The following is a 15,762-nucleotide window of genomic DNA, read 5'->3' on the forward strand; positions in this document are numbered from 1 at the left end:
CTGACATTAATCTTTTCTAGCTGCTAAATGAGCATAATCTCCCAGGCATTGAGACTTTTGAGCCTCAGATTTTAAGTTAAAAAGCCACATTTCTATCAATCCAATGATGACACTTTTGCGCCATAGTGCTTTTCTCTGATCTGTCCTAATTCTTTGCGATTTATCAAAATAAGCTTCCATAGAAATATCTGGCAATAATTGTAAATTCAAATCACGCATTATTTTCTGCCGAAATTTTAGATGCGATCGTAATAGTTCTTCAGGAGTTACTCTTTGTTGAACAACAATTATCCCCCTTGGGAGGCGTAAAAAGGCATAGACAATAGCGAGATTAGGAGAATTATCTCTAAAACTAACTGACCATTCTTGCTCTAAACCACTGCCAATAGCACAAAACACGATTGAACGCCCAGGTGTTTGTATCACTTCTGCAAAACAAAGATGTTTTGGATGGCAAAAAAGTCTAGCGACAGTAAGGGTAGATTCTGAGAGTTCTAAGTCACTAATTCTAGTGAAACCGATGGACTCTAAAGCATTCGTGTAGTAATTGAAACTCTTAGTATCTATTTGAGATAGAGCTTCTAACTGTGTGGGGACAAATTTTAATTTGCTAGAAATATTTGAGATAAATAGTATCTTTACAACTACCTCAAAGAATAGAATAAGTGGGAGTATATTATTAATAAGTATATAACAGATATTTACCGGAACAAAATTTAGACTTAATAGATACAGGAGTATTATCTTAGCGATAAAAGCGTTCCAAAGAAACCAAAAGCTAAAAGCATAGATATATGTACTTGTTTTAGTTTTCATATCTGGATATATTTGGGAATTTAACTGCAACTCGCTGGTAGATAGTCCGATAAATTTACTATCACTCTATGTATGGTTCCCAAAAAATGAATACCTCAAACATGAGAAAACAAGATTTACTACAGATCCTTTTCCCAAAACTACGGTAGTGTACACAAGTCCTAAAACCCTAGCTTGATGAGGCTTTCCTCGTTCCCATGCAGAACATTTTCTACCGCGAAATAATCTGCGATCGCTTGTAAATCACGAGAAGCAGGGAGTGAGATAATGTACCGATTCATTCCTAAGCCTCTTTTGCTTGCTTCAACTGTGTTAAAAGCTGATTTACAAAAGTTTCACCATCAATTCCTTCTCCCTTTTCAAGTGATGCTATCCCTTCATCAATCTTGGTGCGAGTTTCTTCTAGCCATACTTGCTGAGAAAGAGTCTCTTCTGCTAAAAGGCGTAATGCAGTTTGAATTACTTCATCAACATTGTTAAATTTACCTGTTGCTAGTAAAACTTGAATTATTTGTTCTTGCTCTGGGCTAAATGTAATACTCATAACGATTCCATTCCTTGGCTTTTTCTATGATAAAGCGTTGATAAGTAAGATCCCTGATGTCTTAAGTTAGGTTGACGCTTGAAATAATCTTGCTGAAAAACGGGAAGACTATGGTTACTCCCTAATGGGGAAATTCCCATGAAAATCCTGAACAGCAAAATGCTCAAAAAATCTCTGCTTAACTATTTAATTTTGCCTTTATCTTTAATGCCTTGGCTGTGCGTAGGAACGCTTTTTGATTCCCAAGCTAATGCTTTACCAGGGCAAAGTACAGAAGAAGTAGGCACCTGGATTAAAGCACATCCCACACTCCGCCCCAGAAGTGGAGAGCTATTATTTGTACAAAAGAGTGATACTGCTGCCCAACGATTCACTTTTCAAGCGTCGGTATTGCCTCCTGGTAGGGTGGAGTTTTCCAAAGACCGAGGCAGAATTCGCTCTGAACGCATTGCTATGTATGATGCTATTAACGGCATGACATTTGAGCGCCTTCAAGAATCCTTGCGGGTAATTTATGGCTTAGAGATTTATCAAGACTACGATCGCGCCCAAGTCGTGTATCAATATCCCAGCCAAAAGGTAGTTAACTCAGCGCGTCTAGCCAGAACTCCGATTCGGGAAGCCTTGAAGGGAGAATTACGAGTAGGCGATCGCTATGTATATTGGGTGGAAATTGCCCAACCCAAGACTGGCAAAGCTTTTACTGGTCAAATGACGGTTTTGCTTAAAACTGACCTAGACAAATTAGAAAAGGAACTGCAAATTCGTTAATGGGCATTGGGCATTGGGTATTGGTTATTCCCCTCATCTCCCTCATCCTTTTCGTTGAAAGATTACTGCATCCCTATCCTACAACTTCCCCAACTCCATCTGAGCTAGGGTTTGCCATGTACCCGAAAAGATACTTTCAGATGCTAAGGAAATGCGTAGCAAATCTTCTTTCAGAAGTGGCGGCCAATCAACCCCGGCTTTACGCCCTGCGCCAAATAGCTGTTGCGCCTTAATACTTAACTGATAAAGGGCCAAAGCCAGTTCTCGGTCTAGGCTCTTTGCATCTTTGAGGGCTTCAAACACCACTTTCAATGCTAACAAAATCGAAGTGATCTGACCGGGTACCGGTGGTTTCCCCTGTTTCATACGCGTTAACAGCGCATCTGGGTTTTCCTCGGTTGTGATTGTCTGATCTATGAGGAGTTTCCGAGCTGTTTCGTAATTCATGTAGCCAGTTTAGCGTACATTTTACTTCAGCAGGAATACTTAATTAAAAAGTCATAGAATTGGCTTCTAGTTATTTCTAGCAATCTCTTATGATTTGTGAAAAGATAAGCGTGGGGAAAATGATCGGGAATTTGCGATGCTCTAGGTTAACCAGATAGACTGAATATAATATCTTTGAAAAATACACCTTACTAGGAATCAACAACAAAATGATATCGTCAAATTTACTAGAAATTGAGCGTTCCATCCTTGCCTTGTCTGTGGAAGAACAGCTTTGGCTGTTAGAAAGTATTGCTCGACAAATCCGAGAAAGTGAGTATATAAAAGATAAATTACCTGATGCGAAGAATCCAGAAGAACAACTGGAAGTGATGCCTTGTGAGCCAAAAATTCAAACAGAAATTTCCCTTATAAATGATGAATTTGCAATTTCGGAAATACTCTGAACTGTAGGAGTAAAATTTATGAGATTGCCAGACTTGAACAGTCAAATATACAAGTTATCTGTGAGCGTTCCCTTACAATTGCTGACTGCGATCGCTCAAAAACATAGCTGCGATCGCAGTCTCTAAATTGAGCATTTACATAGAAAAACCAGTGTTAAACAGTAATAGTCACAACCTTCTATGTCACCTAGATAGCCAATTTTTTTCTTTTTACACGGAGAAGTAGCGATCGCAAAATCAGATTATTACCCATAAAATTAATTTGGCACTTTCGATTAACAGTTAACATTTCGTTATAGATTGGCTCTATTTGACGGTACATAGTTACCAATCAATAAGTAGCATAGATAACTTTCTCATCTAGTTTTGTAAATTGACTTTTGTTTCATCTGTCTTTACTATTCAACCCCGTCATGGTATATCACTGGGATAAATACGCTCCTTTGATGTTGCTGATTAATAAGTCAATGGGACAATCGCGCAAAAACAAATATCTTGGGTGCTTATTACATTGTTTGAAGTTATGTAGCCTTTTGATTACGGCCTATCAACCACTGCGGTAGACTATGCGTTGATTATGATTCTTTCGCAGAGAAGAACACTCGAAAGGAGCCGTTTTTTCAATGTCTCATACCGTAAAAATCTACGACACCTGCATTGGCTGCACCCAATGCGTCCGCGCTTGCCCTACTGATGTACTTGAGATGGTTCCTTGGGATGGCTGTAAAGCTGCTCAAATTGCCTCTTCACCCCGTACAGAAGACTGCGTGGGCTGTAAGCGCTGCGAAACCGCTTGTCCCACCGACTTTTTGAGCATCCGGGTTTACCTGGGCGCTGAAACAACTCGCAGTATGGGTCTAGCCTACTAAAAAGCTGAGTGCTGAGTGCTGAGTGCCGAGTGTTGAAACAGAAAGAAGTAAATCAAAAAAACAATTTCTTGATTCTTCACTCGGAACTCGGAACTCGGAACTCAAGACTTTGAAGCTTCTCAATAGCAAGCAACTTTAGCATCGTAGAGTGGACACTGCCCGCTTTACGAAATTGTAATTTTAGATTGGGGATAAAATCTCTGGGTATCTAAATCCTAAAAGCCGTATTTGTACCGTTAGGTCAAACGCTGACGGTGCATTCACTGTCAAAGCCCAAAATTCATAACAATACCTAGTGGTAGAGGGAGTAAATTACTCCCTTTTTTCTTTGCAAAACGTCGAGTTTGTGGTAAACACTATACTGGATTTAATCATCCTGAAAAAAAGTGGTGTGAAAAATGTGCGGAATTGTTGGATATATAGGCACTCAAGCGGCGACAGACATTTTACTGGCTGGGCTGGAAAAACTAGAGTACAGGGGCTACGATTCTGCTGGAATTGCCACTATTTGGGAAGGTGAGGTAACTTGTGTACGGGCAAAAGGCAAACTTCATAACCTGCGTTCTAAACTGGAACAAATAGAAACCCCTGCCCAAATTGGTATTGGTCACACACGCTGGGCAACTCATGGTAAACCAGAAGAGTACAACGCCCATCCCCATCTGGATACGGCAAAGCGAGTGGCGGTGGTGCAAAATGGCATTATCGAAAACTATCGCGAGTTACGCGAGGAACTCAAAGCAAAAGGACACGAATTTCGTTCTGAAACCGATACCGAAGTCATTCCCCATCTCATCGCCGAATTTTTAAAGAATCTTCCTCCCTCATCTCCCTCATCTGCCTCATCTCCCTTCTTAGAAGCAATTCGCCAAGCCGTTAACCACTTGCGCGGGGCGTTTGCACTTGCAGTTATTTCTGCTGACTTCCCTGATGAATTGATTGTTGTGCGCCAACAAGCACCTTTGGTAATTGGTTTTGGCCAAGGGGAATTCTTTTGTGCGTCTGACACGCCTGCGATCGTTTCCTACACCCGTGCGGTGCTACCTCTGGAAAATGGCGAAATTGCCCGCCTCACACCTTTGGGCGTTGAGATTTACAATTTTGCTGGCGACAGGTTGAAAAAACAACCCCGGCTACTCAACTTCAATCCTGCAATGGTTGAGAAGCAGGGCTTCAAACACTTCATGCTCAAAGAAATTCATGAGCAACCAGGGGTAGTAAGAGCTAGTTTAGAAGCATACTTTAATCCAGGCGAATCTATCGAATCCCCAATTAATCTTGGTTTACCGACAGATTTATATACCAATTTAGAACAAATTCAGATCCTCGCCTGTGGTACTAGTTGGCACGCAGCATTAATCGGAAAATATTTAATCGAACAATTAGCAGGAATTTCAACTCAGGTACATTACGCTTCTGAATATCGCTATGCACCATCACCTTTGACGGCGAACACGCTGATTATTGGTGTTACCCAATCAGGTGAAACCGCTGATACCTTAGCAGCTTTGGCAATGGAAAAAGAACGTCGCCAGGGGAAAGAACCTAAATATCAAGCGCGACTACTGGGCATTACCAATCGCCCGGAAAGCAGTCTTGGTGATATGGTACCGCATGTCATCAGTACCCTAGCGGGAATTGAAATTGGGGTAGCGGCGACAAAAACTTTTACTGCCCAACTGATGGCGTTTTATGCTTTGGCATTGGATTTAGCAGCTCGTCGTCAGACAGTTTCCAAAGACACATTAGAGAAAATTATTAACGGGTTGCGGCAGATTCCCAAAGAAATTGAGGCAACTTTGGAAAGTCAGGAACGTTTAACCGAACAGCTAGCCCACGAATTCGCCGAAACCCAAGATTTCATTTTTATAGGTAGGGGGATTAACTTCCCGATTGCTTTGGAAGGGGCATTGAAATTAAAAGAAATCAGCTACATTCACGCCGAAGGGTATCCGGCTGGAGAAATGAAGCACGGGCCCATTGCACTATTAGATGCGAAAGTACCAGTAGTTGCGATCGCAATACCTGGTAGTGTTTATGAAAAAGTAATTTCCAATGCCCAAGAAGCCAAAGCCAGAGATTCTCGGTTAATTGGTGTGACTCCAGTTAAAGATGGCGAAGCTGCGGAAATTTTTAACGATCTTCTTCCCGTCTCTCATGTGGAAGAATTACTTTCTCCGATTCTGGCAGTAGTTCCTTTGCAATTATTGGCTTATCATATTGCCGCCCGTCGCGGTTTGGATGTCGATCAGCCAAGAAATTTGGCCAAGTCGGTAACAGTAGAATAGTATAATTTTATACTTTACACTTAATGGTAAAATGGCTTTTGAAGAAGTGCGATCGCTTGCAGAAGCCATTTTTAATTATTACCTATCAGTTTTCCATTACTCTTGCAATTCACACCCATTTACTGAAAAAGTTGCGGTTCCAAAAAAGCCTGCAATACTCCATACATCTACCTTGAATTTTAAGAACCTATGCTTACTCAAGATAAAAAACAACGCAACTGGAAACCCATTATCAAAGCATTTGAGGCTGTCCTTGGTAAAAATGGTGTGGTGCAACGCCGCGAAGAACTCATTACCTATGAATGCGATGGTTTAACTGGTTATCGCCAACGTCCCGCTGTGGTGGTGTTACCCAGAACTACAGAACAAGTTGCCCAAGTTGTGAAGGTATGCAATCAATATTCTATACCCTTCATCGCCCGCGGTTCTGGTACTGGTCTATCTGGTGGCGCTTTACCTGTTGAAAATTCTGTTTTGATTGTTACTTCATTAATGCGGCAAATCCTCAGCATTGATTTGGAAAATCAACGCACAGTTGTACAACCAGGGGTGATTAATAGTTGGGTAACACAAGCCGTCAGCGGTGCTGGTTTTTACTATGCTCCTGACCCCTCTAGTCAAATTATCTGCTCTATTGGGGGCAACATTGCCGAAAATTCTGGTGGCGTACATTGTCTCAAATATGGTGTCACCACTAACCACGTTTTGGGATTAAAAATTGTCACCCCAGAAGGAGAAATTATCGATTTAGGCGGACAAATTCCAGAAATGCCTGGTTATGATTTAACAGGTGTTTTTGTTGGTTCTGAAGGCACTTTAGGAATTGCTACGGAAATTACTTTGCGAATTCTCAAAAGTGCAGAATCAATTTGTGTGCTGTTAGCAGATTTTACTAGTATTGAAGCTGCCGGGGCAACTGTTTCTGACATCATCAGTGCCGGAATTATTCCTGGTGGTATGGAAATGATGGATAACTTCAGTATCAATGCAGTTGAAGATGTTGTCGCAACTAATTGTTATCCCCGCGATGCTACTGCTATTCTGCTCATAGAAATTGATGGTTTAGAGGTGGAAGTCGTAGGGAATAAACAGCGAGTTATCGAAATTTGTAAAAAGAATGGTGCGCGTAATGTCACTTCCGCGACTGACCCAGAAACCAGATTGAAATTATGGAAAGGACGCAAAGCTGCTTTTGCTGCTGCTGGACATTTAAGCCCAGATTATTATGTCCAAGATGGTGTAATTCCTCGGACTCAGTTGCCTTATGTTCTGCATGAGATTGAGACATTAAGTCAACAATATGGTTATCGCGTTGCTAATGTATTTCATGCTGGTGATGGCAATCTTCATCCATTAATTCTTTATGATAATTCTGTGCCTGGAGCATTAGAACAAGTAGAAGAAATGGGTGGAAAAATCCTCAAACTTTGTGTCCAAGTTGGTGGTAGTATTTCTGGCGAACATGGCATTGGTGCAGAGAAAAAGTGCTATATGCCACAGATGTTTAGCCCAGTTGATTTAGAAACTATGCAATGGGTGCGGCAAGTTTTTAATCCCAAGGGGTTAGCAAATCCTGAAAAGATATTTCCCACACCACGCACTTGCGGTGAAGCAGCAAATGCATCAGCTATCAAACAATTTGAAGGTGTGGAAAGATTTTAAGAAGAAAGAAGTCAGGAGCGGAACTGGAGACCCCGAAAGCTCCGGTCAGAATTCAGGAGTTAAGAGGATGTTTGAAAAGTCCTCATAAAAGTTCTATATCCCTCTAAATCCACCATAAAAAGGGGAAGTTTGATTAGGCTTCCCTTTTTTATGGTGGTTAGGGGTATGAAATAGTGCCTAAAGTCACAAAAAAACACTTTTAAAAAAACTTCTAATAGTTAGGAATTAGGAGTTATCATGTTTAGGAATAGTTAAGTATATTCATGAACAAAATTGCTCCGTATTATTTAAATTATTCTGAATTCTGAATTCTGACTCCTGAATTCTTAATCATGATTCCTTTACATCATCCGGAGGATTATAACTTTATTTTGTAGTTATATATATTCCGATCGTACTAGGTCACGCTTACAAATGAATCGGGTTGCTCGCCGTTGTATTTCTTACTTTCTATGTTGGGGATTAGTAGTCACTTTAACAGTTTTTTCATTCTCTTCACTGCCAGCTTATTCCCAAAAAGTAATTCCTTTAACTACAGAAATTCGCGGCGTTTGGCTCACTAATGTTGCTAGTGGTGTACTATTTATTCCTTGGGGTATTAACCGTGCTATAAATCAATTGTCGGCTCTTAATTTTAATACAATTTATCCTGTAGTTTGGAACCGAGGACATACTTTTTATAAAAGTGCTGTAGCTAAAATGACTACAGGCTCGGAAACTCAACCTTTGCTCAATTTCATGCACGGTGGACAGGATGTTTTAGCAAAGATCGTGACACTTGCTAAAAATAAAAATTTGAGAGTCATTCCCTGGTTTGAATACGGGTTTATGACGCCGCATTATTCACAATTAGCAAGGCGTTATCCTGACTGGTTGACAATTGGGCAAGAAGGTATAAATTCTATCCAAAATGCTCCACCAGAAGAAATCGACAATATTTTAGTAACTAAGCTGGCCTGGTTGAATCCTTTACATCCACAAGTGCAAGAGTTTATTCAAGAGCTAATTTTAGAAGTCGTCAGAGATTATGATGTGGATGGTATTCAGCTTGACGATCATTTTGGGATGCCTGTACAGTTTGGCTACGATCGCTTCACTATAGAACTCTACCAGCAAGAACATCAGGGCAAAAGTCCCCCTGGTGATCCTTTTAACTCAAAATGGATGCGTTGGCGAGCAGATAAAATTACGGATTTTATGGCAGAAATTTATCAAGCTGTCAAGGCTATTAAACCTAAAGTTAAAATATCTTTGTCTCCCAATCCTCAAGCTTTTGCCTACAAATACTATTTACAAGACTGGGAAAATTGGATAAAAAAAGGTTTGGTTGATGAGTTAATTTTACAGGTATATCGAAATGATAAAAAGTCTTTTATCGCTCAACTAGAACAACCACCAGTGAAATTGGCTCAAAGTCTAATTTCTGTAGGAATTGGGATATCAACGGGAACCGTGCGTAGTCCGGTGAAAATCGCACAAGTGAGAGAACAGGTTCAGGTAGTGCGCGATCGCAATTTTGATGGTATCTCCTTTTTTTACTGGGAGAGTCTTTGGGGTTACATCGTACCAGAATCACCCCAACAACGACGCAAAGCTTTTTTTGAGATGTTTAATCCTAAAACTGTCAGACTATTACCACCAAAGAAACTTTGATGCCATTTGCGCCTGGAAATACTAGATTTGGCTTTGCATTGCTGTGGACTTTAGCTACTTTTGGCGGTTTTTTATTGAGTTTACTCTTAATTGAAGTCGGCGAAAAACCTGATATTGGACTGGTAGAGGCTGCTATCGGCGGATTTGCGATCGCACTTCCTCAAGGCTGTCTTCTAAAACAACCTATATTTTGTATCAGGTGGATTTGGTCAAGTCTTTTGGGTTGGAGTATTATCACCGTTATCGGTATTGGTGCTATGGGTTGGATTGTACCTAGCACTCAAATTCTCCCTCAGAGAATCCTGTCTGGAGCAATTTATGGTGCGCTTGGCGGCTTCGGAATTGGATTGGCTCAATGGTTGGCAATTCCCCAGTATCAGGCGTGGCGATGGATATTAGTCTGTTCGGCAAGTTGGGCTGTTGCTATCCCTGTGGGTTCTACTATCGGGATGCTTTTGCACCACTGGACGCAGTTATTCTTCGGCGAAGTCATAGGATTAGCCATCACTTGGCTGCTGGTTGGTATCCTCACAGGGATCAATGCTCACAAATTGCGATGACTGCGGCGGGCTATGCCTACGTAAGCTCCTCTACTCTCTTTATTAAGAATAATAAATTTAATTCACATATACTGATACTTGCACTTAGATATATGCAAAAATCGTTAAAAACCGTTAAAAATCAATTTTAGGAAGTTTGCCCTAACCTGCAAATGTATTTTCGCCTTCAAAAAGCAGGATTTGTTAAGCTGACTCCTATTTAGCTTTCCTAGATTTCTGACAAGAAGTAGAGAAAGATCCAAATTTCAATGAGCAACGGCTGACAATACTTTGCTATAGGCGCTAAAGTGCATCTACTACAAGCTTAACGATCAGAGAGCGCCTAGAAGAGTCAGTAATACAAGAGTGGGACTCTCGCATGAATAAAAATCCAGCAGAATCAACTATGGAGTTGACAAAATTATCACCACCTCAGATTCTCTTCGGCACAGAAGTAGATGAGAAAAGTAGTAGTGAGCAGTTTCTACTAAGCATGTACGATTCTGTGCAGGCATCAATCTTCGTAGTTGATGTTCTGGAGGACGGAGATTTTCGATATGTGGCACTTAATCCCACTCATGAGCGGTGGATAGGCATTTGCTCAGATGAGCTTCGGGGCAAAAAACCAGAGGATATTCTCTCTCCCATCGATGCCGCAAGGGTGCGTCAGCATTATAATGACTGCGTGCTATTTGGCAAAACTATTTCTTACGAACAATGTTTGCAATTCCAGGGAATTCCCACTTGGTGGAGTACGACTCTGACGCCACTACGAGATGCTAACTCTAGGATTTATCGACTGATTGGTACTAGTAGCAATATCACCTCTGTTAAGCAAGCAGAACAAGGGATTAGATACCAGGCTGAACGAGAGCAACTGCTAGAAGCGATCGCTGGACGAATTCACCAATCTGTAGAATTAGAGACAATTCTGCATCAGACTACAATTGAACTGCGGCAGTTTTTGAATTGCGATCGCGTGCTAATTTATCGCTTCCAGACTGATGGCAGTGGAGTAATCATTGCCGAATCAACTGTCGCTGCTGATGATCTTCTGTTGGGAAAAAACATCATCGATCCCGGCTTCAGTGGCAAACATCCAGAACACTACGGACGAGGTTGTATTCAAGTCATCGAAGATATTGATGCAGCCGGATTGCATCCTTGCCATATAGATTTCCTGGCATCTTTGCAGATTAGAGCCAATCTAGTCGTGCCGATTTTCAAAGAGCAAGATATGTGGGGGCTATTGATTGCCCAGCATTGCCGTGAATCGCGTCAATGGCAACAAACGGAAACTGACTTGCTAAAGCAGTTGGCAACTCAAGTCGGCATTGCTGTCCAGCAGGCAGAACTTCATCAGCAGATCAAGGATCTCAAAGCTAAGATGGAGTTGCAGAAACAGAAGCACATAAATCAGTTGCAGCAGGTGCGAAACTTTGAAGCCTTGGTGCGACGCATGACAGAACAAATCCGCGACAGTCTGGATCAAACTCAGGTGTTGCAGACTCTCACGCAGGAATTAGCAGAGTTACTCAATCTTGATTGTTGCCAAATCGAACTCTATAGCACCTGCAAAACCCTGGTAACTGTTACTTACGAGTACACCAAAAACTTACCCCAGTTTCAGGGATTGACCAGACAGATTGCAGACCGTCTTGAAGTTTATCAGCCGTTGTTGCAGAAACAAACTTTGCAATTTTTGGAAATTGTGCCTGGATGGCAACCAAACTTGTTAGTTATGTCCCAGATGGCTTGTCCAATTTTCGATACTCAAGGGATTTTGGGAAATATTTGGTTGACAAGACCATCACAAGAGGCCTTTGATGAATTTGAAATTGAGCTAGTGGAGCAGGTAGCAAATGAATGTGCGATCGCTATTCGTCAAGCCCAGCTTTACAAACAAACTCAGACACAGGTAAAAGAACTAGAAAAATGCGATCGGCAAAAAAACCAATTTCTCAGAACTTTGTCTCAAGAACTGCGGACACCAATAACTAGCATTAGCCTTGCAGTCCAAACCCTTGAAAGTGTCCTCACCCCGGCAGAAATATCAGAGATAGAAATAGTTCCGCAACTATTGCAAATTCTACATAACGAGTGTGGACGAGAAAGCAAATTAATTAACGACCTACTCACACTCACATATCTCGAAGCCGAACCCGATCCCCCAACTTTGATTGCCATTGACTTTCAAAGTTGGCTTCACCCAATTATCGAGTCTTTTCGAGACCTCACCAACTGCCAGCGACAGCAATTAAACCTGAGTATTGATCATGCGCTGCCGCCTTTGGAAACAGATATCACTGATTTGGAGCGAATTGTCACCGAACTGCTCAACCATGCCTGCAAATACACCCCAGCAGGCGAATCCATTACAGTTTCGGCTCACCTGATAGGGAATGCAGTAGAGCTTAATATTACCAATTCTGGGATAGAGCTTACCAGCAATGAACTGTCACGGATTTTTGAGCCTTTCTATCACCTTTCCAAACACGATCCTTGGAAACATAGCGGCACTGGACTGGAATTGGCATTAGTGCAGAAAATGGTCAGACATTTAGGCGGCTCAATTTATGTAGAAAGTGCAGCAGGTCAAACCACCTTCGCTGTCAAATTCCCCTTTTAACTGTTTTTTGGTGCGGCACTAGCTAAATTGTCAGAAGTTGTGCTACTATTGTTATTTGTGTGGGTGACTAGCTCAACGGTAGAGCAGTAGACTCTTAATCTATTGGTTGCGGGTTCGATTCCCTCGTCACCCATCCTTTCTAGCCCTCCAAAATTTACCCTTGCCTAAATCGAGCAAGTGCCACGCTCGGAAAGCCCCTATTTTTGGGGATAAACACCACTAAAGCTTTGACTAATTTAACTAAAAACCCCTCTGGTCTTTTGGCGGTCCAGTGGAATTTTTAGGTTTTCCACTGGACAGCAAATTATCAAACAGGAGTCAGGAGTCAGAATTCAGGAGTCAGAATTCAGAATGAATTCTGTATGACTGGTGGATGAATAACCGGGTTTAATACCTCCACCAAATCGTAGATTTGGTGGTCAACAAGAAAGTCGCGGGTCTGAATTCAATACTGCTCGGTTAAGCATTTTTAACTCGGAATAGGGTTTGGGAAAAGGTTAAAGGTTAAAGGTTAAAGGTTTTTTCTTTCCCCTTTCCCCTTCCCCTTTTCCCCTTAACCGACAAGTATTGGGTCTGAATTCCCTACTGATTAGATTCTGACTCCTGAATTCTGACTTCTGAATTCTTCTTCAACATATCTTCAGGTACGGTTCCCCAGTCGAGAAATCCCCCCTGCGATCGCTACCTACCCAAGATAAGACGCGGTAAATTAAATATGTAGCCTCTAAAAATAAATGCTACGTAAATGCTACAAACTCGCTTGCTTGTTACGGGCTGGCGTTAGCGACATACCGCAATACTCCTACCAGCATGGGGAGAAATCATAAAAAATTCCGTTTTCCAAGCGATTGTATTATGCGTAAAAAACTACAACAAACCATCAAACCGCTGTTAAAAACCTTCTTAGCCCTAAGCTTAATGTTAGCTTTGGCTCTTGGTCACGCCGATGGCGCATTAGCAGCCCGCAGTGGGGGTCGCATCGGTGGTGGCTCCTTTAGAGCGCCTTCTAGTCGCACCTATACACCGCGAACTTATGCACCTCCTGGTGGGGGCGGATACTATCCTGGTGGTGGTTTTGGTGGTGGCTTTGGCTTTCCCTTCCTGATTCCCTTCTGGGGTATTGGAGGAGGATTTGGTGGTCTATTCTCCATCTTAATTTTCTTTGCGATCGCTAATTTCTTATTGCAAACTTTCCGCCGTGTCTCTAGCGGCGAAGCTGGAGAAGCAGATTACAGCAGTAACTCTCCGGTTTCTGTAACTCGTTTGCAAGTAGGTTTGTTAGCTCAAGCCCGTGAATTGCAAAATGAACTCAACCACATTGCTGAAACTGCTGATACTAACACCCCAGAGGGTAGAGCAGAAATTCTCCAAGAAGCCAGCCTAGCTTTACTCCGCCATCCCGAATACTTTGTATATGCAGGTGGTGGCACTCAACAAGCCAGTTTGAATTCAGCTGAGGGTCAGTTTAATCGGCTGTCACTGGCAGAACGCAGCAAGTTTAGCGAAGAAACTCTTTCTAACGTCAACAACCAGCTAAGAGAAGCCCTTGCCAAAGATGCTTTACCCCCGGCTGGTGAACTCGACAACCCCACCCGCCTATTTACCGAAGGCCCTGGTGAATACATTATCGTCACCTTACTGGCGGCGACATTAGGTAAGTTTGACATCCCTACAGCGATTAACAGTGCTGATGATTTGCGTCAAGCTTTGCGCCAAATTGGTAGCATCCCTAGCGACAAGCTTCTAGCAATTGAAGTTCTTTGGACTCCGCAAGCTGAAAATGATACCCTGACATCTGATGATGTGTTGGCAAATTATCCTGATTTAAGACTTGTTTAATCTCTAAAAAATTTCGCGCTTTACTGCTAAGAAATAATTTGGCATCTTGGCGAAACAAATAAATTCCCCTTTGAGGGCAATAACTAGAAAACCGTTTGTCAATGACAAGCGGTTTTTTGTAGAGCTTATATAGCAATCCGGAATGATTCATGAAAAAATACTGAGATGAATTGGGAAGCCCCGTCCGTCTTACGGCGTGGTAGTTCACTCAGTAATCAATATGTATTATAAAAATTATTCTTAGTCAAAACTTTGGTAGTATTATCAAAATGCATTATACGCAAAGCGTTATCTTATGCCTAGTGTTGAACCCGAAGAAAACCGAGAGCATCGCATTAAAACAGAAATCATTGTAGATGCTGAAGACAAAGAAGACCGGGCTATGGGTTGGTACTATTACCTCGAAGAGACTCTGAATTTTCCCTTTCTGGCTAAATGGACTAAGAAGGGACGCAAATCAGGTTCCGTCGAGGAGAAACAAGTGGAAGTGCTGGGAATGGCCCCAGATGATGAGTGCTTAAAAGATATGTTGGTAGAAGTGGCTTACCTTAATGGTAAGGATGAAGATGTATATTCTGCAAAGTTATCTGAAATAGCAGCCATTGATGCTGATAGTGAAACTCAAGAAGCGATCGCAGACTGGCTCTATTGGATTGCTAGAGGGTATAAGTTTTAAACTCTAGGACAAATACCGAATGACGCGGCAGGGGTTGCCAGCAGCGACAACATTCTCAGGTATGTCTTTGACAACTACACTGCCAGCACCAATAGTTGTATTATCACCAATAGTTACACCTGGACAAATAATTGCACTGCCACCAATCCAGACATTGTTACCAATGTTAATTGGGGCAGCTAATTCTCTACCAGAAAGACGAATTTCCGGCTCTGTTGGATGATAAGCAGTATAAATTTGTACATAAGGAGCGCACAAGACATTTTCACCAATGTGAACTGGATTGCAGTCTAAAATTACACAGCCATAGTTCATATACAATTTGTCGTCAGCGAAAATATTACTGCCATAGTCACAGTGAAACGGCGGCACAATGAATACTTTGTCACCAATGTTTCCAAATAATTCTCGCAAAATTTGCTGGCGTTGCTCTTGCTGTTCTTCAGTTGTAGAATTGTAGCTTCGCAGCAGACGACTAGCTCGCTTATTTTCGGCAGCCAATTCTGGATCTTCCGCCAGATATAATTCGCCTGCAAGCATTTTCTGTTTTTCGGTTTTTTCCATGACAGACTTATTTGAAGTG

At 41.8% G+C, this 15,762-nt stretch carries 14 protein-coding genes and 1 tRNA gene; 11 read left to right on the plus strand and 4 right to left on the minus strand.

Features of this window, described 5'->3' with window-relative positions; genetic code table 11:
* Window positions 1-6 precede the first annotated feature (6 nt).
* Window positions 7-816 (minus strand): hypothetical protein, encoded by an 810-nt coding sequence (locus tag ABF638_RS10115; protein ID WP_435022486.1) that lies wholly within the window; start codon window positions 814-816, stop codon window positions 7-9.
* Between the two features lie 283 nt (window positions 817-1,099).
* Window positions 1,100-1,360: a ribbon-helix-helix domain-containing protein gene (locus ABF638_RS10120; protein ID WP_435022488.1), complete on the minus strand. Its 261-nt coding sequence runs from the start codon at window positions 1,358-1,360 to the stop codon at window positions 1,100-1,102.
* 159 nt (window positions 1,361-1,519) lie between these two features.
* Here ABF638_RS10120 and ABF638_RS10125 point away from each other — a divergent pair, with 159 nt between their 5' ends.
* Window positions 1,520-2,131, plus strand: coding sequence for a hypothetical protein (locus tag ABF638_RS10125; RefSeq protein ID WP_435022520.1), 612 nt, complete (start codon window positions 1,520-1,522; stop codon window positions 2,129-2,131).
* Window positions 2,132-2,209: 78 nt separating this feature from the next.
* Here ABF638_RS10125 and ABF638_RS10130 read toward each other — a convergent pair whose 3' ends face one another.
* Window positions 2,210-2,578 carry a Dethiobiotin synthetase gene (locus tag ABF638_RS10130; protein WP_069070526.1) on the minus strand — a complete coding sequence of 123 codons (369 nt, stop codon included), beginning with the start codon at window positions 2,576-2,578 and terminating at the stop codon, window positions 2,210-2,212.
* Between the two features lie 209 nt (window positions 2,579-2,787).
* Between ABF638_RS10130 and ABF638_RS10135 the strand changes: the two genes are divergently transcribed.
* The 10 genes from ABF638_RS10135 (at window position 2,788) to ABF638_RS10180 (ending at window position 15,179) form a co-directional block, all read left to right on the plus strand.
* The gene (locus ABF638_RS10135) at window positions 2,788-3,024 is read left to right on the plus strand and encodes a hypothetical protein (protein WP_435022491.1); all 237 of its coding nucleotides are present in this window, start codon (window positions 2,788-2,790) and stop codon (window positions 3,022-3,024) included.
* A gap of 623 nt (window positions 3,025-3,647) precedes the next feature.
* Window positions 3,648-3,893 (plus strand): photosystem I iron-sulfur center protein PsaC, encoded by a 246-nt coding sequence (psaC, locus tag ABF638_RS10140; RefSeq protein ID WP_012411495.1) that lies wholly within the window; start codon window positions 3,648-3,650, stop codon window positions 3,891-3,893.
* A gap of 398 nt (window positions 3,894-4,291) precedes the next feature.
* The gene (glmS, locus tag ABF638_RS10145; RefSeq protein ID WP_435022492.1) at window positions 4,292-6,181 is read left to right on the plus strand and encodes a glutamine--fructose-6-phosphate transaminase (isomerizing); all 1,890 of its coding nucleotides are present in this window, start codon (window positions 4,292-4,294) and stop codon (window positions 6,179-6,181) included.
* Between the two features lie 189 nt (window positions 6,182-6,370).
* Entirely contained in the window at window positions 6,371-7,843 is a 1,473-nt protein-coding gene (glcD, locus tag ABF638_RS10150) for a glycolate oxidase subunit GlcD (RefSeq protein ID WP_435022493.1), read from the plus strand.
* 414 nt (window positions 7,844-8,257) lie between these two features.
* On the plus strand, window positions 8,258-9,496 hold the full coding sequence (locus ABF638_RS10155) for a glycoside hydrolase family 10 protein (RefSeq protein ID WP_435022494.1): 1,239 nt from the start codon (window positions 8,258-8,260) through the stop codon (window positions 9,494-9,496).
* The gene (locus ABF638_RS10160) at window positions 9,496-10,056 is read left to right on the plus strand and encodes a hypothetical protein (RefSeq protein WP_435022495.1); all 561 of its coding nucleotides are present in this window, start codon (window positions 9,496-9,498) and stop codon (window positions 10,054-10,056) included. Before ABF638_RS10155 ends, ABF638_RS10160 begins: the two co-directional genes overlap by 1 nt.
* Window positions 10,057-10,414: 358 nt before the next feature.
* The gene (locus ABF638_RS10165) at window positions 10,415-12,664 is read left to right on the plus strand and encodes a GAF domain-containing protein (RefSeq protein ID WP_435022496.1); all 2,250 of its coding nucleotides are present in this window, start codon (window positions 10,415-10,417) and stop codon (window positions 12,662-12,664) included.
* A 61-nt stretch (window positions 12,665-12,725) separates the two neighbouring features.
* A tRNA-Lys gene (locus ABF638_RS10170) sits at window positions 12,726-12,797 on the plus strand.
* Between the two features lie 722 nt (window positions 12,798-13,519).
* On the plus strand, window positions 13,520-14,503 hold the full coding sequence (locus ABF638_RS10175; RefSeq protein WP_435022497.1) for a DUF1517 domain-containing protein: 984 nt from the start codon (window positions 13,520-13,522) through the stop codon (window positions 14,501-14,503).
* A gap of 295 nt (window positions 14,504-14,798) precedes the next feature.
* Entirely contained in the window at window positions 14,799-15,179 is a 381-nt protein-coding gene (locus tag ABF638_RS10180) for a calcium-binding protein (RefSeq protein WP_435022498.1), read from the plus strand.
* Between the two features lie 3 nt (window positions 15,180-15,182).
* Here the strand turns inward: ABF638_RS10180 and ABF638_RS10185 are convergent, their stop codons facing one another.
* The gene (locus tag ABF638_RS10185) at window positions 15,183-15,743 is read right to left on the minus strand and encodes a sugar O-acetyltransferase (protein WP_435022499.1); all 561 of its coding nucleotides are present in this window, start codon (window positions 15,741-15,743) and stop codon (window positions 15,183-15,185) included.
* Window positions 15,744-15,762 lie beyond the last annotated feature (19 nt).

Origin of the sequence: Nostoc sp. CALU 1950 (assembly GCF_051172895.1) — a bacterium.
In the GTDB taxonomy this organism is placed as follows: Bacteria; Cyanobacteriota; Cyanobacteriia; order Cyanobacteriales; family Nostocaceae; genus Nostoc; species Nostoc edaphicum_A.

Bases quoted from the DNA above. Each gene is read 5' to 3' on its own strand.
- ABF638_RS10185 (WP_435022499.1), bottom strand. From the start codon at position 15,743: ATGGAAAAAACCGAAAAACAGAAAATGCTTGCAGGCGAATTATATCTG.
- ABF638_RS10130 (WP_069070526.1), bottom strand. From the start codon at position 2,578: ATGAATTACGAAACAGCTCGGAAACTCCTCATAGATCAGACAATCACA.
- ABF638_RS10125 (WP_435022520.1), top strand. From the start codon at position 1,520: ATGCTCAAAAAATCTCTGCTTAACTATTTAATTTTGCCTTTATCTTTA.
- ABF638_RS10155 (WP_435022494.1), top strand. From the start codon at position 8,258: ATGAATCGGGTTGCTCGCCGTTGTATTTCTTACTTTCTATGTTGGGGA.
- ABF638_RS10175 (WP_435022497.1), top strand. From the start codon at position 13,520: ATGCGTAAAAAACTACAACAAACCATCAAACCGCTGTTAAAAACCTTC.
- ABF638_RS10160 (WP_435022495.1), top strand. From the start codon at position 9,496: ATGCCATTTGCGCCTGGAAATACTAGATTTGGCTTTGCATTGCTGTGG.
- ABF638_RS10120 (WP_435022488.1), bottom strand. From the start codon at position 1,360: ATGAGTATTACATTTAGCCCAGAGCAAGAACAAATAATTCAAGTTTTA.
- ABF638_RS10115 (WP_435022486.1), bottom strand. From the start codon at position 816: ATGAAAACTAAAACAAGTACATATATCTATGCTTTTAGCTTTTGGTTT.
- glcD (WP_435022493.1), top strand. From the start codon at position 6,371: ATGCTTACTCAAGATAAAAAACAACGCAACTGGAAACCCATTATCAAA.
- glmS (WP_435022492.1), top strand. From the start codon at position 4,292: ATGTGCGGAATTGTTGGATATATAGGCACTCAAGCGGCGACAGACATT.
- ABF638_RS10180 (WP_435022498.1), top strand. From the start codon at position 14,799: ATGCCTAGTGTTGAACCCGAAGAAAACCGAGAGCATCGCATTAAAACA.
- ABF638_RS10135 (WP_435022491.1), top strand. From the start codon at position 2,788: ATGATATCGTCAAATTTACTAGAAATTGAGCGTTCCATCCTTGCCTTG.
- ABF638_RS10165 (WP_435022496.1), top strand. From the start codon at position 10,415: ATGAATAAAAATCCAGCAGAATCAACTATGGAGTTGACAAAATTATCA.
- psaC (WP_012411495.1), top strand. From the start codon at position 3,648: ATGTCTCATACCGTAAAAATCTACGACACCTGCATTGGCTGCACCCAA.